Raw genomic sequence first — 18,834 nt, 5'->3', positions numbered from 1 at the left:
CCTGCGCGGCGGCGGGAAATTTCAGCTGATCTTGGGCAAACCGGATGAATTGGCAAGCCCCTGCGCAAGCGATTCCAGTACCGCGCGCAATTCCGGATCGCCGATATCGCGCAGCGAATCGCCCAGCTCCAGCGGAATCGGTTTCAGGTTGCGCGGCGGCGGGCGGCGCTCGGGTTCGGCCTGGCTCACCATGCCCTGCTTCATCGCCACCTTGGCGACGGCGGCATAGCCGAAGAAGCGGTTCACCCGGTCGACGATGTCGGGCAACACATGCTGGATCATCGGCGCATGGCCGCTCATCACGGTGAGTTGCAGCGTGCCGCCCGCTTTCTTGCCGGCCGGGAAGCGGATCGATTCGGGTTCACTGATCGCCGCATAATGGGCGCCGACGATTTCCGCCCAGCGCGTGACGATGCTCGATTGCACGAAGCCGAATTTGCGGAAGGCCGCGGCGCCGATGGCCGGCATCAGGTCCGCGATCTGGCGCGGCGCGCCGATGCGCGGGCGGTCCTCCGCTGGCGCCTTGCGGCTTTTCATTTTGGGTGTTGCGGGGCGTTCCGTCATCGCCGTCATCATGGCATAGGGCCACCATGCGCGTCGAGGATAACATCAAGAAAATAGCGGCAGACCTGCTCGCTTATTACGACGTCCATGCGCGAAAGCTGCCCTGGCGCGCGCCGCCGGGCGCCAATGCCGCCGACCCCTATCGCATATGGCTGTCGGAGGTCATGCTCCAGCAAACGACCGTGGCGGCGGTAGGCCCCTATTTCGCGAAGTTCACGAAGCGCTGGCCCGATGTGGCGGCTCTGGCCGCGGAGGAGGATGCGGAGGTCATGGCCGCCTGGGCCGGCCTTGGCTATTATGCCCGCGCCCGCAATCTGCTGGCCTGCGCGCGGGCCGTGGCGGATGCGCATGGCGGGACCTTCCCCGATACGGAGGAAGGACTGCGCGCCTTGCCGGGGGTGGGCGCCTATACCGCAGCGGCGGTGGCGGCGATCGCCTTCGGACGCCGCGCCGTGGTGGTCGACGCCAATGTCGAGCGGGTGGTGGCGCGGCTCTTTGCCATTGCCACGCCCTTGCCCGCGGCGCGCCCGGAAATCCGGTCGGCGACCGACGTCATCACGCCCGATCTGCGCGCCGGGGACTTCGCGCAGGCGATGATGGATCTGGGCGCGACCATCTGCACGGCGCGCAATCCGGCCTGTGGCATCTGCCCCTTGCGGGACGATTGCGCGGCCGTCCTGACCGCCGACCCTGCCGCTTTCCCGATCAAGGCCGCGAAAAAGGCCAAGCCCCACCGACTGGGCCATGGCTGGTGGATCGAACGGCCCGACGGCCATGTCTGGCTGGTGCGGCGGCCGGACAAGGGGATGCTGGGCGGCATGCGGGCGCTGCCTTCCTCCGAATGGAACGACGCGCCCGACGGGACACCGCCCCTGGTCGCGCGCTGGCGACGCGTCGCGGAACCGGTGGCCCATGTTTTTACGCATTTCTCCCTCGCATTGACGGTGCATCATGCCCATGTCGGGCAGGACGTGACGCCGCCCGGCGATGGCGAATGGTGGCCGGTGGCCGAGATCGGAAGGGCCGGCCTGCCGACCCTGTTCGCCCGCGCGGCCGAAGCCGCGATGAAGGAGGGAAAGAAAGATGCACGGCTCTAACGCCCCCGAAACACAGCTTTTGGGTTATGCCGGGGGGCGGCTGGACCGGGTCGACCATATCCGCACCAATTCCGATCTGCTGGCGCAGGCCTTTGCCTCGCCGCTCGCCCGGCGAGTCGTGCTGGAGGGGCTGGAGCCGGTCGTGGAGGGCGGTCATCTGGCGATGGAACCCCTGCCTGCCGATGCCTGGATCGAGCATCATGTGCTGCTGGGCGTGGATGAGGGGCAACGGCCCATCTTCGCGGAACTGCTGGCGGATACCCCGGACAATGTGATGCCCTCGGCACGCAGCCGTTCGCTGGTGAGCGAGGTGCCGGGGCATGAGGCCGCTCTCTACGGCACGGCGCGCAGCCTGCTGTCCTGGCATGCGCGGCATCGCTTCTGCTCCGTCTGCGGGCAACGCAGCGCCCCGGCCAAGGCGGGCTGGTCGCGCCGCTGCGGCTCGTGCGAGGCGGAACATTTCCCCCGCGTCGATCCGGTGGTCATCATGCTGGCCGAGCATCGCGGACGGGTGCTGCTGGGCCGCCAGCATGGCTGGCCGCAGGGGCGCTATTCCGCGCTCGCCGGCTTCGTCGAGCCGGGCGAGACGCTGGAGGAGGCCGTGGCGCGGGAGATCAAGGAAGAGGCGGGCGTCGCCGTCCATTCGGTCCGCTACGTCATGAGCCAACCCTGGCCTTTCCCTTCGTCGCTGATGATCGCGTGCACGGCGCTGGCCGACGACGATGCGCTCAAGATCGACGAGACCGAGATCGAACATGCCTTCTGGTGCGATGCCGAAGGGGTGCGCGCGGCGATGGACGAGGAGGAAGGCGCGCCTTTCCTCGCCCCGCCGCCATTGGCCGTCGCCTGGCATCTGCTGCGTCATTGGCTGGATGGGCAGGTTGCGGGCCGCACCCCAAGCGCGTAAGGCCGCATGCTCCTGCCCCCCTAGAGGAATCCGATAGATCCATGCTCAGCCTCGAAGAAGCCCAGTCTCGCGCGGTGGATCTGGTCGCGGCGGCGCGCCGGGCGGGGGCGGATGCGGCGGATGCCATCTATGCCTGCAACGCCTCGACCAATGTGTCGGTGCGCCTCGGCGCGCTGGAGGATGTGGAGCGATCCGAGGGGGAGGAGATCGGCCTGCGCGTCTTCGTCGGCCAGCGTTCGGCCAGCATCTCCGCCTCGGACATGAATCCCGCGACGCTGGCGACGCTGGTGGACCGCTGCATCGCCATGGCGCGGGAGGCGCCGGAGGACCCCTATGCGGGTCTGGCACCGGAGGACCGGCTGTTGCGCAGGAAGCTGCCCGCGCTCGACCTGACCGATCCCTTCGAACCGGAGCCGGCGGACCTGCGGGAGCGCGCCATGATCGCGGAGGAGGCCGCGCGCGCGGTGCCGGGTGTGACCAATAGCGAAGGCGGCGGTGCGGCGACGGGCCGCAGCCAGATGGCGCTTGCCACCAGCCATGGCTTTGCCGGGGCCTACGCCGGGACGAGCCATTCGACCTGGGTCAGCGTGCTGGCCGGAACTGGCGCCGACATGCAGCGCGACCATGCCAGTCATAGCGTCCGCCACATCGCGGATCTGGATGACGCCGAAACGGTCGGCACCCGTGCCGGACACCGGGCGGTGGCGCGGCTCCATCCGGTGAAGGTGGAAAGCGGCGTCATGCCGGTGATCTTCGACCCGCGCATCGGCGCCAGCCTGGTCGGACATCTGATCGGCGGCATGGTCGGCCCGGCGATCGCGCGCCGGTCGAGCTTCCTGCTGGAGTCGCTGGGTGAAAAGCTGTTCGACGCCCCCATCACCATCATCGACGATCCGCTGCGCCCGCGCGGACTGCGCTCGCGACCCTTTGACGGGGAAGGGCTGCCGGTCGAACGCCGGGCGCTGATCGACGCGGGCGTGCTCACCGGCTGGCTGATGGACAGCGCCTCGGCGCGGCAGCTCGGCCTCGAACCCACGGGCCACGCGAGCCGGGGCGGCAGCGGCGCGCCGGGCGCGGGCGTCACCAACGTCCATATGGAACCGGGCACGCTTTCCCCCGGCGAACTGATGGCGGACGTGAAGCGCGGTCTCTATGTCACCGAACTGATCGGCATGGGCGTCAATGGCGTCACCGGCGATTACAGCCGGGGCGCCGCGGGCTTCCTCATCGAAAATGGCGCGGTGGCGCAGGCGGTGTCGGAAATCACCATCGCCGGCAATCTGAAGGATATGTTCCGCGCATTGGTGCCGGCCAATGATCTTCTCTTCCGCTACGGCATGAACGTGCCGACCCTGCGCATCGACGGGATGACCATTGCCGGCGGCTGAGTTTCCCCTGCGCGATCTGGTGGCGGTCGTGTCGGATGCGGCCGACCGCGCCCTGACTCTCTGGGCAGGCGGGAAAACGCGCGTGCGCCAGTGGGAAAAGGTGCCCGGTCACCCGGTCTGCGAGGCCGACCTGGAACTGGACGCGATGCTGCGCGATCGGCTTTATGCGCTCGATCCGTCGGCGGGTTGGCTGTCGGAGGAAACCGCCGACACCGTGCATCGCCTCGATCTGCCGCGCGTCTGGGTGGTCGATCCGATCGACGGTACGCGCGATTATCTGCGCGGCAAGCCCGGCTGGGCGGTGTCGGTGGCGCTGGTGGAACATGGCGCGGTGCGCGTGGGTATATTGGCCGCGCCCGCCCGCAACGAATTGTGGATCGCCCAGGCGGGCGCGGGGGCGACCCGCAACGGCCGGATTTTGCAGGCAGGTCCCCGCACGATGCTGCCGGGTGCCCGCGTTCCCGCCGACCAGCTTCCCCGCCACGACCGCGATCTCGTCACCGTGGACAAGCCCAACAGCATCGCGCTGCGCATGGCGATGGTCGCCGCCGACGAGGCGGATCTGGTCGCCACCGTGCGTTGGGGCAATGAATGGGATGTCGCCGCCGCCGCGCTGATCGCGCAGGAGGCTGGGGCGATCGTCACCGATGCATTGGGCGATCCCTTCTCCTTCAACCGGCCGCAACCGACCGCCTTCGGCCTGCTTTGCGCCGCGCCGGGCATTCACGGCGCTGCGGCGGAACGGCTGGCCCCGCGGGCGCGGGAGATATTGGGGCGCGGATAGTATCGTTCGATCGGTTGCCGGATTTGGTCGGTCGCGGAATGTGCCGAGCGGACCCGCTCCATCATCAAGGCACGCAGCGCCGCAACGTTTCCGGCGGTAATGTCTCCTTCAGCCGCTGGCGGACTACCTTGGCCCAGATCCGGTATCCCGCCGGGTTCATGTGCACGCCGTCGGGCTGGTAATTGTCGCCCGTTCGCCCGTCCTTCAACAGCGGCGTGGTGATGTCGGCATAATAGGCAAGCCGCGCATGGGGGATGAGCCGCTGCGCCGCGGCGTTGAACAATTGCTGGTCCTGGAAGTTCGCCCGGCGCGTGGGGCTGGGCTTCATCGACAATATCAACACCGGCACGTCGCGCATGGTACGGTCGCGCAGCTCCAGGAACCGGGCGAGGTCGCGGACCACCGTGCGAACCGCCACGCCATTGGCGATGTCGTTTTCCCCGGCATAGAGGATGATGGCGACCGGCTGTCCATCCTCTGCGCTATTGGCGAAGCGCGGCAATATGCTGGCATAGGTCGCGTCGTTGATGCCGCGATTATGCGCGATCCACGGCGCCATGTCGCGGTTGAGGCTGGTCCAGCGGTGCATGGACGAACTGCCCACGAACCAGAGCGAACAGTCGCCCTGCCGCTGTTCGTCGTCCGGCAGCGTGGCGGTCGCCTCCCGATGATGCTGAAGCGCCAGCCACCCGCCGACGATCAGGCAGAAGATCAATATTGCCATCCCCATCTTGGCAACAGGCGAGGCGTCGAGGCGTTGCAGCAGCGGCGTCTTCATCGAAGGATATATGTAACGCCTTTTTTCCGGCTGGAAAGCAGTCTTTGGTACGCATCGTTAACGATGTGGCAACGGTTGTGACGTTATCGTTCCAATTCGGGGCGTTAGGGCAATATCGTGGCCAAGAATCCGACGATTGACTTGCTGAAAGGCGTGTTGATCCTGCTCGTCATGGGCGGGCATGTGATGGAACTGACCGGCGGCCATGACCTGGTGCTGTGGGTCGGGTCGGGTTTCCGCATGCCGATGATGGTCGGCATTTCAGGCTATCTGCTCAACATCAACCGGACGCGCAGCGATTCCGCTTCCACCCTGTTCTCGCGCTATGGCCGGCGGATGCTGCTGCCGTGGGCCTTTGCCGGCATCGTCTACATGCTGGCCGGGGGGGAGGCGCTGCACTGGACCCTGCCCTTCGACCTGCTGTTCCGGCCGCCCTTCCATCTCTGGTACGTGCCCGCGCTGTTCTTCCTGATCATGTTGACGCGGCTGCTGCCTTTTTCGCCGCTGGTGCTGCTCGCCATCGGCACGCCGGTCAGCCTCGCCGTCATGTATGGTTTCGGCCTCGGTCACGGGCCGGTCGGCGACGGCCTGCTTTCGCTCGACAGCCGTTTCCTGCGCTATCCCATTTATTTCTTCTTCGGCATGCTGATGGCGGAACGACGCATTTCCATGCGCTATCTGCCGATCGCGCTGATGGTCGCCGTGCTGGGCCTCCTCTGGTGGTCCGGGCTTTACGACGGCGACAATGAACTGGCCTTCGTCCCGGCAAGGCTGCTGATGTGCCTCGGCCTCATCGCCCTGTTGCCGATGCTCTCGGCGCTGCGGCTCGAATGCGCGCCGGTCAACGCGATCGGGCGCGACAGTCTGTTCTTCTATCTCTGGCACCCGCTGATCATGGGGGGAATGATGATGACCGGCGTGGGGCCCGTGGCGACGCTGGCCCTGTCGATCCTGCTGCTGGCCTTCGCCAACCGGCTGACGGCGCGCGGGACGCTGCTGCCGCTTCTGTTCGGCAGCGTGCCGGAACGGCAGAGCGCTCCGCCTGCGCTGCCCGCCGCGCCGCTACCGGCCTGAGGCGTCAGATCTTGCCATATTTGGCTTCGAACCCGGCCACATCGCCGGCGGCGAGATATTTCGCCTGATCGACCCACTGGTCGCGCACGGGGCGGCCCTTGAAATTGCCCAGCTTCGCGTCGATCGCGGCGATATCCGTCTCGGTCCACCCGGCGATCTGCGCATAGCGGGTGACGCCCAGCTCGATCAGCAGCGTGTTGAGCTTGGGGCCTATGCCTTTCAGCTTCAACAGATCGTCCGTGCCATCCACCGCGCCATCCACCGCAGCGGTCACGGCCGGAGAGACCGGAATCGGTTCGGGCGCGGCGGCGACGGGCGGGGGGCGGGCTCGACCGGCGCGACCGCGACCGGCTCGGCCGCAGCGGACCGGACCGGGACGACTTCGGCCGGCTCCGGCGCAGGCGCCGAAACCGCCGGAGCGACAGGATGCTTCACCTCCACAACCGGCGGCTCGGGCGTTTTGCTGCGCCCCGACAGCAGGAAGACGATGCCGATGATGACCAGCAGCGCGATCAGCAGCCAAAGGCCATAGTCCGTGAAAAATTGCATCGCTCGTCCCTCCCTGTCTGACTTTGCCCTATTTAAGGATGCTTGCACGGGCAGGGCAAGGGGATCAGCGCCCCCCTTCCTCACGCGCGACTTCCCGCCAGCCAATATCGCGGCGGCAAAAGCCGGTGGGAAAGCCGATCGCATCGACCGCCTCATAAGCCGCCTGCTGCGCCGCCTTCACCGTGCCGCCGGTCGCCGTGACGTTCAACACGCGGCCGCCCTGGGCAATGATCGCCCCGTCCCTGTCCGCCGTTCCTGCATGGAAGACCCGCGCGCCGGTCGCCTCGGCGGCGTCGATGCCGGTGATGACCCCGCCCTTCTCCGGCGTCCCTGGATAGCCGTTCGCGGCCATGACGACGGTCAGCGCGGTGCGATCGGCCAATTGCACCGGCCCCTGTTCGGCTAGCCTGCCCTGCGCCACCGCAAGCAGCAATTCCACCAGATCGCCGTCGAAGCGCATCATCAGCACCTGGCATTCCGGATCGCCGAAACGCGCATTATATTCGATCAGCTTCGGCCCCTCGGCGGTCAGCATCAGCCCCGCATAAAGCACGCCGCTATAGGGCATGCCCTCGGCGGCCAGCGTATCGACGGTCGGGCGGACGATCTTCTCGATCACTTCCGCTTCCAGTTCGGGCGTCAACACGCGGGCCGGGCTGTAGGCGCCCATGCCGCCCGTGTTGGGGCCGGTATCGCCGTCCCCGACACGCTTGTGATCCTGCGCCGATCCGAAGGGCAGGATGGCGCTGCCGTCGGTCAGCGCGAAGAAGCTCGCTTCCTCCCCGACCATGAACTCTTCCAGCACCACTTCCGCGCCCGCCGCGCCGAACGCGCCGGAGAACATGTCCTCGATCGCCTCGACCGCCTGTTCGCGCGTTTCCGCGATGATGACGCCCTTGCCCGCCGCCAGGCCATCTGCCTTGATCACCACCGGCAGGCCGAAATCGTCGAGCGCGGCCAGCGCGCCGTCCTTGCTGGAAAGCCGCTCATAGGCGGCGGTCGGGATATGGGCGCGCTTGCACAGGTCCTTGGTGAAACCCTTGGACCCTTCCAACTGCGCCGCCTTCTTGCCCGGACCGAAGACCGGATAGCCCTTCACCCGCAGATTGTCGGCCAGGCCGTCGACCAGCGGCGCTTCCGGCCCGATCACCACCAGCCCGATGCTGTGGCGCAGGCAGAAATCGACGACCGCGCGATGATCCGTGGCATCCAGGTCGACCAAAGTCGCATGCTGGGCTATGCCGGGGTTGCCCGGCGCGGCATAAAGGGTGCTAAGGGCAGGCGATTGCGCCAGCTTCCACGCCAGCGCATGTTCGCGGCCGCCGCCGCCCAACAGAAGGATGTTCATTTCGCCCATGTCCCCGGAATATGAAGCTGGTTTCGATGTCTCGGGCCGCCTGTTAGCCGAGGAACGCGCAGGGGACAACGCGCCGCCGCTTTCGGTGAGCGAATTGTCGGCCCTGCTGAAGCGCACGGTCGAGGACCGTTTCGGCCATGTCCGCATCCGGGGCGAGATTTCCGGCTTCAAGCGGGCGGCGTCGGGCCACATCTATCTGGCGCTCAAGGATGACAGCGCCGTGATCGACGGCGTGATGTGGAAGGGCGGGGCGGCGCGCCTGCCCTTCGCGCCGCAGGACGGGGTGGAGGTGATCGCCACCGGCAAGCTCACCACCTATCCCGGCCGCTCCAAATATCAGATCGTGATCGATCGGATGGAACTGGCGGGCGAAGGCGCGCTGATGGCGCTGCTGGAAAAGCTCAAGCAGAAGCTGGCGGCAGAAGGCCTGTTCGAGGCGACACGCAAGCGCCGCCTGCCTTTCATGCCGCGCGTCATCGGCGTCGTGACCTCGCCCACCGGCGCGGTCATCCGGGACATTCTCCACCGTCTCGAGGACCGCTGCCCGACCCAGGTGCTGCTCTGGCCGGTACTGGTGCAGGGGCAGGGCGCGGCGGAACAGGTGGCGCGGGCCGTGCGGGGTTTCAGCGCGATGCAGCCCGGCGGTCCCTTGCCTCGGCCCGACCTGGTGATCGTCGCGCGCGGCGGCGGCTCGATCGAGGATCTGTGGAGCTTCAACGAGGAAATCGTCGTCCGCGCGGTGGCCGAATGCTCGATCCCGGTCATCTCCGCCGTGGGGCATGAAACCGACACGACGCTGTGCGACTATGCCGCCGACATGCGCGCGCCAACACCGACCGCCGCCGCTGAAATGGCGGTGCCCGTGCGGGCCGAATTGCTGGCCATGCTGACCGAGCAGGGCCTCCGCATCGATCGGGCGGTGCGGCGTGGCGCCGCGCAGGCCCGCGAGCGGCTGGACATGCAGATGCGGCTGATGCCCACGCCCGACACGCTGCTCGCGCCCCAGCGCCAGCGGCTGGACCAGCTTTCCGACGGCCTCGCCAGCGGCCTGCGCCACCGCGTCGCCGATGCCCGCGCCCATCTGGGGCAGGCGGGCGGCGCCTTGCGTCCCGCGCTGCTGCGCCAATATGTCAGCCGCGCGGCAGAGCGTGTCGCCCGCCTGCAACTGCGCCCCGACTATCTGGCGCGCGTCTACCAGGACCGCGCGACCGCCTTCGACCGCGTCTCGCGCCTGTTCACCTCGGTCGATCCGGATCTGCCGTTGGCACGCGGGTTCGCGCGGGTGATGGCGGGCGACCGGCTGGTCAGATCGGTGGCGGATGCGCAGGCGGCGGGTGCCGTCAGCCTGCACTTCCGCGACGGCGCTGTCGGCGCGACGATCGAAGGCGGCACGCCTCTTGAGAAGCCGCCCGTCGAGGCTATATCGTCTCCATCCCGCCCTCCCCGCAAATCGCGCGAAGGGCAGGAAAGCGGACAGCAGGACCTGTTCTCCTGATGCCGTCGCCGCACAAGAAAGGCCGAGTGATCCCATGCTGATGTCCAACCGCGATCGCCCGGCCCGGCTGCATTATATGGCTTACAGCTTCCGTGTGCTCCAGACCGGCGATCATGTCGTCTGCGCCGTCAGCGGGCGAAAGATCCCGCTGGACGATCTGCGCTACTGGAGCATCGCCCGGCAGGAACCCTATGCCAGCGCCGAAATCTCCGCCCAGGCCGAACTGAAGGCGCGCGGCCTTTAAATGAGGAACCGGATCGCCGCCGTTGCGCTGGCGCTGGCCGGCGTGACGGCTGCGTCGTCGGCAGCCCCTTCGGCCAGCCCTCCTCCCGCCACCCGCATCGCCCTCACCGGCACGCCGATCCAGGGCGGCACGCTGATCGGCATCGCGCCGGCTGGAACCGTCGACCTGCGCTTCGACGGCCAGCCGGTGCCGGTCGACGCCGACGGCCGCTTCCTCATCGCCTTCGACCGCGATGCCGCACCGCAGGCCAGCCTGTCCGCGCGCCTGGCCGATGGCCGCACGCTCGACCAGGCGCTGACCGTAGCGCCGCGCGCCTGGCGGATCGAGCATGTCGACGTTCCACTGCGTCCAACGAAGAACAGCGAGGCCTTTCTCGCCCTCCGCAAGCCCGAACTGGAACAGATCGCCGCCGCCCGCGCCATCGTGACCGATGCGACCGGCTGGCGCCAGCGCTTCATCTGGCCGCGCACCGGCCGCATCTCGGGCCTGTTCGGATCGCAGCGCATCTATCAGGGGCAGCCGGGCGCCTATCATGGCGGCGTCGACGTCGCGGGTGCCCCGGGCGATCCTGTCGTCGCCCCGGCCGACGGCGTGGTGATACTGGCCGCCGGCCACCCCTTCACGCTGGAGGGCAATCTGCTGATGATCGACCATGGCCATGGCCTCAACAGCGCCTTCCTGCACCTCTCGCGGATCGACGTGATTCTCGGCCAACATGTGCTTCAGGGACAGCGCATCGGTGCGGTCGGCGCGACCGGCCGGGCCACCGGACCCCATCTCCATTGGGGGATGAAGTGGAATGATGTGCGCATCGACCCGCTTCTGCTCGCCGGGCCCATGCCCGGAAATTGAAGCAATATTTCACGGAACTATAATTTTCTTTGTTCGTTTACGCGCGTCGCATGCAAAAGTTTTTCCCGTAAACACAGGCATGCAACAATGTTGTTATACGGCCGTTCAATCACCATTTGGCGCGATTGTGGCATAATTGCTACAGTTTCGATCAAATGCGATTTCCGACGCTAGAGCCTGCTTTACACTCATAAAACGACTGCTCACAGTAGGTGGTAGTACGTGTGAAGAGGGTTTGCTGTCGGGCTCCTTTCGCTCTCTTCACGCGTCAAAAAAGCACGCGGGGCAATCCGCGAGCCTCCAGAGCAAGGGACTGGATAGTGAAGACCATAACCAAGATCGGGCTGCGCGGTGGCGCGGCTCTTCAGGCGTTGACTCTCGTCGGCGCCGGCCTCGCGGCCTTCTCCGCACCCGCTTTCGCCCAGGCGCCTCAGGCTGCCGGTACACAGGCTGCGTCGGATGAGGGCAATGACACCATCGTCGTCACCGGCTCCATCTTCCGCAATCCGTCGACGGCGACCGCTGCCCCGTTGACGGTGCTGAGCTCGGAGGAACTGACCAAGCGTGGCGTCAACACCATTTCCGATGCCGTGCAATCGATTTCCGCCAACAATGCGGGCTCGATGAGCAAGAGCTGGAACAGCTTCAACTTCGCGACCGGCGCGACCGCCGTGTCGCTGCGCGGCCTGGGCAGCGGCAATACGCTGACCCTGTTCGACGGCCTGCGCAGCGCGCCCTATCCGCTGGCGGACGACGGTCACCGCAACTTCGTCGACCTGAACGCGATGCCGAACGCCATCGTCGAGCGCATCGACGTGTTGCAGGACGGCGCATCGGCCACCTACGGCGCTGACGCCGTCGCGGGCGTGGTCAACGTCATCGTCAAGAAGGAAATCGTCGGTCTGCACGCCAATGCGTCCGCCGGTCTTTCGCAGCGCGGCGATGCCGGCGAACGCCGGATCGACGCTACTTACGGCTATGGCAAGCTGAATGAAGACGGCTTCAACATCTATATCAACGGCGAATATCAGAAGAGCGACCCGCTCTTCGCCCGCGATCGTGGTTTCCCCTGGAACAGCGCCGATCTCAGCTCCTACTGCAATGATTCGGGCAGTTGTCTGGCCAATAACGTCGTCAACGGCGTCCAGAGCAACGGCGCGATCCTCAGCATCGGTTCGACCCGCGTGCCGGTCATGCGCCCCTATGACCCGACCACGGTGACGCCGAGCGGCAATTGGGTGCTTGCCAATCCGGCCGCCGGCTGCCGCGACCTGACGGCGATCACGCTGACCCCGGCGCAGCAGGCGGCGCTCGGCGCGACCGCGCAGCAGTGCCAGCAGGACAATGTGAAGGATTATCTTCAGGCGCAGCCGACGATCGAACGCATCGGCGGCGCACTGCACGCCACGGTCAATGTGGGCAGCAGCGCCCAGGCCTATGCGATGTTCAACTTCTACAATGTGAAGACGGCGTCCTCGCTGACGCCGCTGACCTTCGCTGGCCAGACCGCCGCAGGCGGCGACACCTTCGTGCTCAGCCCGGTCCTGCTGCCGGTCTATGTCTGCCCGCAGGGCACCGTGACCTGCACCGCGGCGAACGGCACGTTGAACCCCAACAACCCCTTTGCCTCATCGGGTCAGCTTGCCCGCGTCAACTATCGCTACGACCGTCCGCGTGAGACGTTCAGCGATGCCAAGACCTATCGCGCGGCTGCGGGCATCAACGGCTCCTTCGGCACGGGCTGGGATTATGACGCCAACTTCACCTGGTCGCGCGTCGACCTGAAGGTCACGAACAAGAACTTCCTCTTCGCCCAGCATCTGGTCGACGTGATCAACGACGGTTCGTGGAACTTCATCAATCCGAACGCCAATTCGGAAGATCTGCGCAACTATATCGCGCCGGTCAACGTCAACAAGTCGTCGTCGGAACTCTGGCAGGTCCAGGGAACGCTGTCGAAGGAACTGTTCCAGCTTCCCGGCGGCGCGATGAAGCTGGCCGTCGGCGCGGCCTATCGCCACGAATCGATCGACAATCCCAGCGCCAACCCGCCGGACAACGCCAACCCGTCGGAACGCTATTACAGCATCAACGCCGTGGGCGCGATCGGCAGCCGCAACGTGAAGTCCGCCTTCTTCGCGCTTGACGTTCCGGCGTTCGACCAGTTGCAACTGGAAGCACAGGGTCGGTACGACAAATATTCTTCCGGCCAGCAAAACTTCTCGCCGAAGTTCACGGCGGTGTTCACTCCGATCAAGCAAGTGAAGCTGCGCGGCACCTTCTCGAAGGGCTTCCGCATCCCCAGCTTCAACGAAGCCTATGGTCTGCCGACCACCGGCTACATCACGACCACGATCGATCCGAAGACACCGGAAGGCGCGGCCTTCATCGCTGCCCATGGTGGCAATGCCTATGCATCGCTGCCCTATTCCTATGGTCTGACGGCGACCGGCAACCCGGATCTGAAGCCTGAAAAGTCGACCTCCTACACGCTGGGTGCCGTGTTCGAACCGTCGTCGCGCTTCTCCTTCACCGCCGATTATTGGCACATCAAGATCAAGGGTCTGATCGGAAGCCCCGATTATTCCAGCATCGTCGACGCCTATTATCAGAATAATGGCGTCGTGAACGTGCCGGGCATCGTGGTGAAGCCGGGCATTCCCGATCCGGATCACCCCAGCGCGTTGCCGGTCCTGGGCTTCATCGAATATTCGTTCGTGAACTCGGATTCGCAGCTTGCTTCTGGCCTGGACTTCTCGGCGACGGGTCGTTTCGATCTGGGCAGCAACATCCGCCTGACCAGCAGCGTCAACGCTTCCTATCTGATGAAGCTGCAAAAGACGGTCGGCGGCGTTGTCCAGCGCTATGACGGTACGCTCAGCCCCTGCGACGTGACCTCCTGCTCGGGTGCGCCGAAGTGGCGCGGCACCTGGAGCAACACGCTGGACTTCAACGACAAGGCGTTCATCAACCTGACCGCTTACTACACGTCGGGCTATGACATGGCCTCGATCGACTATGGTGGCGTGAAGGGCGACTGCGACGCCAGCCTGGGCGCTTCGGTCTACACCTATCGCGATGGCACGCCGTTCAAGTGCCGCGCCAAGCGCTGGATCGACGTCGACATGACCGCCAGCGTGAAGGTCAACGACCAGTTCACCCTGTACGCCAACGTCATGAACCTGCTCGACAGCAAGCCGGACTTCAATCCGGGCCAGACCTACAGCCTGGGCTACAATTACAATGTGGCCTGGGAAGGCGCTGGCTTCACCGGCCGCTGGTTCCGTGTCGGCGTGAAGGTCGATTACTGATCGATCGTCTACGATCCTGATAAAAAAGGGGGCGCTTCCCATCGGAAGCGCCCCCTTTTTCTATGGGAAGCGAGGGACGGTCACGCCAAGCTCAACTTCAACGCTCCATCCCCTTCATCGACCCGCACCGTCGACCCGTCCGGCACCTCGCCGCGCAGGATCAGATCGGCCAGCGGGTCCTGCAAATAACGTTGCACAGCCCGCTTCAACGGCCGCGCACCATAGACCGGATCGTACCCGACCCGTCCCAGCCAGGCCCGCGCCCCATCCGTCAGGTCCAACGTCACCTTGCGGTCCTTCAACAGCTTGCCGATCCGCGCCACCTGAATGTCGACTATCGGTGCCATGTGGGCGGCGCCCAGCCGATGGAACAGGATCACCTCATCCAGCCGGTTCAGGAATTCCGGCCGGAAATGCGCCCGGACGATGTCCATCACCTGATCCTCGACCTTCTCCACCGGCTCGTCGTCGGCGAGGGAGGCGATGAACTGGCTGCCCAGATTGGACGTCAGCACGATGATCGTGTTGGTGAAGTCCACCGTGCGGCCCTGTCCATCGGTCAGGCGGCCATCGTCCAGCACCTGCAACAGCACGTTGAACACGTCGCCATGCGCCTTTTCGACCTCGTCGAACAGCACCACCTGATAAGGGCGGCGGCGGACGGCCTCGGTCAGCACGCCGCCCTCCTCATAACCGACATAGCCCGGAGGCGCGCCGATCAACCGCGCGACCGAGTGCTTCTCCATGAACTCGCTCATGTCGATGCGCACCATCGCGCTGTCGTCGTCGAACAGGAATCCCGCCAGCGCCTTGGTCAGCTCCGTCTTGCCGACGCCCGTGGGGCCGAGGAACAGGAACGACCCCAGCGGCCGGTTCGGGTCCTGCAAGCCCGCCCGCGAACGGCGCACGGCGGTCGACACGGCCTTCACCGCATCGGCCTGCCCGATGACGCGCCGGCCCAGTTCGGCTTCCATGGCGAGCAGCTTCTCGCGCTCCCCCTCCATCATCTTGTCGACGGGGATGCCGGTCCAGCGGCTGACGACGGAGGCGATGTCCTCCGGCGTCACTTCCTCGCGCAGCATCGCACCCTGGGTGACGTTCTGCGCCTCTTCCAGTTTGCGCTCCAGTTCGGGGATGCGGCCATAAGCCAGCTCGCCCGCCTTGGCGAGATCACCGGCGCGCTGCGCCTGGTCCAGTTCGACGCGAGCGGCGTCCAACTGTTCCTTGAGCTTGCTCTCGCCCGCGATCTTGTCCTTCTCCGCCTGCCAGCGCTGGGTGAGTTCGGCCGACTGCTGCTCCAGATTGGCAAGGTCCTCCTCCAGCGCTGCCAGACGGTCCTGCGAAGCCTTGTCGGTCTCCTTCTTCAGCGCCTCCCGCTCGATCTTGAGCTGGATGATGCGGCGGTCGAGCGTCTCGATCTCCTCGGGCTTGGACTCCACCTCCATACGCAGCCGCGAAGCCGCTTCGTCCATCAGGTCGATGGCCTTGTCCGGCAGGAAACGGTCGGTGATGTAGCGGTTGGAAAGCGTCGCCGCGGACACGATCGCGCCGTCGGTGATCCGCACGCCATGGTGCAGCTCATATTTCTCCTTGAGCCCGCGCAGGATGGAGATGGTGTCCTCCACCGTCGGCTCGCCCACGAAGACCGGCTGGAACCGCCGCTGGAGCGCGGGGTCCTTCTCGACATATTTGCGATATTCGTCGAGCGTCGTCGCGCCGATGCAGTGCAGTTCGCCCCGCGCCAGCGCAGGCTTCAGCAGATTGCCCGCATCCATCGCACCTTCGGACTTGCCCGCGCCGATCAGCGTGTGCATCTCGTCGATGAACAGGACGACCTGTCCTTCCGCGCCCTTCACCTCGTCCAGCACGCCCTTGAGGCGCTCCTCGAATTCGCCGCGATATTTGGCGCCCGCGATCAGCGACCCCATGTCGAGCGCCATGAGCGTGCGGTCCTTCAGCGTATCGGGCACGTCGCCATTGGCGATGCGCAGCGCCAGCCCCTCGGCGATGGCGGTCTTGCCGACGCCGGGATCGCCGATCAGCACGGGGTTGTTCTTGGTCCGCCGCGCCAGGATCTGGATCGTCCGCCGGATTTCCTCGTCGCGGCCGATCACGGGATCGAGTTTGCCCATGCGCGCCGCTTCGGTGAGGTCGCGGGCGAATTTCTTGAGCGCGTCATAGCGATCCTCCGCCCCCGCCGTATCGGCGGTGCGCCCGCCGCGCAGGGCGTTGATCGCGCTGTTGAGCCCTTCCGCCTTCACCCCCGCCGCGGCCAGCGCCTTGCCTGCCGTCGTGGTGGTGGCCAGGGTCAGCGCCAGCAACAGCCGCTCGACCGTGACGAAGCTGTCGCCCGCCTTGGCCGCCACCTGCTCGGCGGAATCAAGCACCCGCACGGCATCATTGTCGAGGCCGGGCGTCTGCTGCGCGCCGCTGCCCGAAACGGACGGCACCTTGGCCAGCGCCGCATCGGTTTCGCGCAGCGCCACGCCAGCGTCGCCGCCCGCCGCCTTGATCAGGCCGGACGCCATGCCCTGCTGGTCCTCCAGCAGCGCCTTCAACAAATGCTCCGGGCTGATGCGCTGGTGGCTCATCCGGATCGCGACGGTCTGCGCCGACTGGAGAAAGCCCTTGGCGCGGTCAGTGAATTTTTCGAGGTTCATAACGTCCCCTTGCGAATTTGGCCCTTCGTGAAACTGGTCACGATGTAATGTTGCATAAAAGCAACACAAGGGGCGCTACGCAAATATCCCTAACCGTGTTCAATTCGCGACGAGGTTCATGGTTTCACCGCCTTGGGCACACCCGGCGCAAAGGCATCTCCGAAGAAATCCCCCTTGTACCAGCGCGGTGCCTCCGGCTCATCGGCAATCTCGCGGGCGATGGCATAGTTGACCTTGGCGAACTTGGCCGCCGCCTCCCAGTGGAAGGGCAGGCTCATCTGGTCGGAGGGCTGGTGATAGTCGGTCTTGAGGAAATGTTCGAACGCTTCCCGTCCCGGCCCGGCGAATCCGGTCATCAGGAACACCGCCGGCACCCCTTCCTGCACGAAGCGATAATGGTCGGACCGGGTGAACAGCCCCTCGGCGGGCAACGGATCGGGCGATAGCGAGACGCCCTCCGCCCTGGCGGCCTTCTCCACGATCGGGCCAAGGGTTGAATGCTCCGCGCCGAACGCCACCACATCCTGGAAATCATAGGTCAGGATCGGCATGTCCAGATTGACCACGCCGACCAGCTTCGCGCCCTGCGGCAGCACGGGATTCTTCGCCAGGAACTGCGACCCCAACAGTCCATCTTCTTCCGCCGTCACCGCCGCGAACAGGATGGAGCGCTTCGGCCGTTCCCCGCTTTGCGCAAAGGCCTTCGCCACCGCCAGCATGGTCGCCACGCCGGAGGCATTGTCCATCGCGCCATTATAGATCTTGTCCGGCCCCTGGGCGCTTTCCTTGACTCCCAGATGGTCGAGATGGGCCATCAGCAGCACATATTCCCCGGCCAGCGCCGGATCGGAACCGGGCAGCACCGCCAGCACATTGCGGCTGGGCGCCGTCTCGACGGTGCTGGTCCGGTCGATCCGGACGCTGGGCTTGAGCGCGAAGCCCCTTGGCCGCGCGCCCTTCTTCTCCGCCTGCGCGCGGATCATGGCCAGGGTCTTGCCCGACCCGGCGAGCAGCGCCTCGGCCGCCGCCCCGGTCACGGTCCCGGTGCCGCGAATGGCCGGGGTGCGGACATAGGGTTGGCCCGATGCGTCGAGCCAGCTCACTGTCGGGCTCTGCGCCCGCTCGCGCAGCTTCTCCCAGGCCGTGCGGTTGAGATAGCTGGCGGTGGGGATGGTGATCAGGCCGATCGCGCCCGCCTGCTGCGCGGCCAGTGCCTTTTCGGAGGCGAGATGCGCGCCGATCTCGCTCGGCATGCCGATCGGCGAACCGGAAAGTGCGACCGCGAACTTGCCCTTGAGATCAAGGCCCGCATAGTCGTCGATCTTCTCCCGATCGGATTTCAGGCCGTATCCCACGAACACCGCCTGCGCTCCGATGCTCTGGCGTAGTTCGCGGCCGAACGCGGCGATCGCGACGTCTTCGCCATTGGCGAAGCGCCTGTCCCCGATGGTGAGCGAAGGCGGGGACGCTTTGTCGAGCTGTGCGACGGCGAGCGTCACCGGTTGATACCAGCTATTGGGTACGGCCTGTTGCAGGCCCAATGTTTCGAACCGCGCTGCGACATAGCGCGCGGCGATGTCATAGCCGCGCGTCCCGGCATCGCGGCCTTCGAGCAGATCGTCGGCCAGGAAGCCGATATCGGCACGGATGGCTTCCCCCGTGATGGCGGGGCCGGTTTCGGCAGAGGCGAGGCTGGGGGTGGCAAGCGCAAGGGCGAGGGAGGAAGCGAAGGCGAAGGAGCGAAGGCGCATCGGGTGCGAAACCTCTCTTTTAT

The 18,834-nt window shown here is 66.1% G+C and carries 14 protein-coding genes and 1 pseudogene; 9 read left to right on the top strand and 6 right to left on the bottom strand.

Annotated elements, in window-relative coordinates; translation table 11 throughout:
- Nucleotides 1-21: 21 nt before the first annotated feature.
- Nucleotides 22-564, bottom strand: a complete 543-nt coding sequence (locus YP76_RS02485) for a DUF721 domain-containing protein (RefSeq protein WP_046762579.1) — start codon at nucleotides 562-564, stop codon at nucleotides 22-24.
- Nucleotides 565-590: 26 nt separating this feature from the next.
- On the opposite strand from YP76_RS02485, the gene YP76_RS02480 reads away from it, so the two are divergent.
- The 4 genes from YP76_RS02480 to YP76_RS02465 are packed head-to-tail and all read left to right on the top strand — an operon-like array spanning nucleotide 591 to nucleotide 4,740.
- On the top strand, nucleotides 591-1,661 hold the full coding sequence (locus YP76_RS02480) for an A/G-specific adenine glycosylase (protein WP_046762014.1): 1,071 nt from the start codon (nucleotides 591-593) through the stop codon (nucleotides 1,659-1,661).
- Nucleotides 1,648-2,568 (top strand): NAD(+) diphosphatase, encoded by a 921-nt coding sequence (gene nudC, locus YP76_RS02475; RefSeq protein WP_046762013.1) that lies wholly within the window; start codon nucleotides 1,648-1,650, stop codon nucleotides 2,566-2,568. Before YP76_RS02480 ends, nudC begins: the two co-directional genes overlap by 14 nt.
- Nucleotides 2,569-2,609: 41 nt before the next feature.
- On the top strand, nucleotides 2,610-3,956 hold the full coding sequence (locus tag YP76_RS02470) for a TldD/PmbA family protein (protein WP_046762012.1): 1,347 nt from the start codon (nucleotides 2,610-2,612) through the stop codon (nucleotides 3,954-3,956).
- Nucleotides 3,943-4,740, top strand: a complete 798-nt coding sequence (locus YP76_RS02465; protein WP_046762011.1) for an inositol monophosphatase family protein — start codon at nucleotides 3,943-3,945, stop codon at nucleotides 4,738-4,740. Before YP76_RS02470 ends, YP76_RS02465 begins: the two co-directional genes overlap by 14 nt.
- Nucleotides 4,741-4,804: 64 nt before the next feature.
- Here the strand turns inward: YP76_RS02465 and YP76_RS02460 are convergent, their stop codons facing one another.
- Nucleotides 4,805-5,518, bottom strand: a complete 714-nt coding sequence (locus tag YP76_RS02460) for a GDSL-type esterase/lipase family protein (RefSeq protein ID WP_046762010.1) — start codon at nucleotides 5,516-5,518, stop codon at nucleotides 4,805-4,807.
- Between the two features lie 117 nt (nucleotides 5,519-5,635).
- Between YP76_RS02460 and YP76_RS02455 the strand changes: the two genes are divergently transcribed.
- Nucleotides 5,636-6,592, top strand: coding sequence for an acyltransferase family protein (locus YP76_RS02455; RefSeq protein WP_046762009.1), 957 nt, complete (start codon nucleotides 5,636-5,638; stop codon nucleotides 6,590-6,592).
- A 4-nt stretch (nucleotides 6,593-6,596) separates the two neighbouring features.
- Here the strand turns inward: YP76_RS02455 and YP76_RS02450 are convergent.
- A pseudogene (locus YP76_RS02450) lies at nucleotides 6,597-7,141 on the bottom strand (hypothetical protein).
- A gap of 64 nt (nucleotides 7,142-7,205) precedes the next feature.
- The gene (gene purD / locus YP76_RS02445; protein ID WP_046762578.1) at nucleotides 7,206-8,489 is read right to left on the bottom strand and encodes a phosphoribosylamine--glycine ligase; all 1,284 of its coding nucleotides are present in this window, start codon (nucleotides 8,487-8,489) and stop codon (nucleotides 7,206-7,208) included.
- Between the two features lie 7 nt (nucleotides 8,490-8,496).
- Here purD and xseA point away from each other — a divergent pair, with 7 nt between their 5' ends.
- The 4 genes from xseA to YP76_RS02425 all read left to right on the top strand — a co-directional run bounded on the left by xseA (nucleotide 8,497) and on the right by YP76_RS02425 (nucleotide 14,400).
- A complete protein-coding gene (gene xseA, locus YP76_RS02440; RefSeq protein WP_046762008.1) occupies nucleotides 8,497-9,993 on the top strand; it encodes an exodeoxyribonuclease VII large subunit in 1,497 nt (498 codons plus the stop codon).
- A gap of 34 nt (nucleotides 9,994-10,027) precedes the next feature.
- A complete protein-coding gene (locus YP76_RS02435) occupies nucleotides 10,028-10,237 on the top strand; it encodes a DUF2093 domain-containing protein (RefSeq protein ID WP_013848005.1) in 210 nt (69 codons plus the stop codon).
- Entirely contained in the window at nucleotides 10,238-11,089 is an 852-nt protein-coding gene (locus YP76_RS02430) for a M23 family metallopeptidase (protein ID WP_046762007.1), read from the top strand. It begins immediately after the preceding gene.
- Nucleotides 11,090-11,409: 320 nt separating this feature from the next.
- Complete coding sequence (locus YP76_RS02425) at nucleotides 11,410-14,400, top strand: TonB-dependent receptor plug domain-containing protein (RefSeq protein WP_046762006.1); 2,991 nt, start codon at nucleotides 11,410-11,412, stop codon at nucleotides 14,398-14,400.
- Between the two features lie 80 nt (nucleotides 14,401-14,480).
- Here the strand turns inward: YP76_RS02425 and clpB are convergent, their stop codons facing one another.
- Nucleotides 14,481-17,060 carry an ATP-dependent chaperone ClpB gene (clpB, locus tag YP76_RS02420; RefSeq protein ID WP_046762005.1) on the bottom strand — a complete coding sequence of 860 codons (2,580 nt, stop codon included), beginning with the start codon at nucleotides 17,058-17,060 and terminating at the stop codon, nucleotides 14,481-14,483.
- Between the two features lie 116 nt (nucleotides 17,061-17,176).
- Nucleotides 17,177-18,811, bottom strand: coding sequence for a M28 family metallopeptidase (locus YP76_RS02415; protein ID WP_046762004.1), 1,635 nt, complete (start codon nucleotides 18,809-18,811; stop codon nucleotides 17,177-17,179).
- Between the last annotated feature and the right edge of the window lie 23 nt (nucleotides 18,812-18,834).

This window comes from Sphingobium chungbukense (assembly GCF_001005725.1).
Lineage (GTDB): Bacteria > Pseudomonadota > Alphaproteobacteria > Sphingomonadales > Sphingomonadaceae > Sphingobium > Sphingobium chungbukense.
This window is presented reverse-complemented; position numbering and strand designations above follow the sequence as displayed.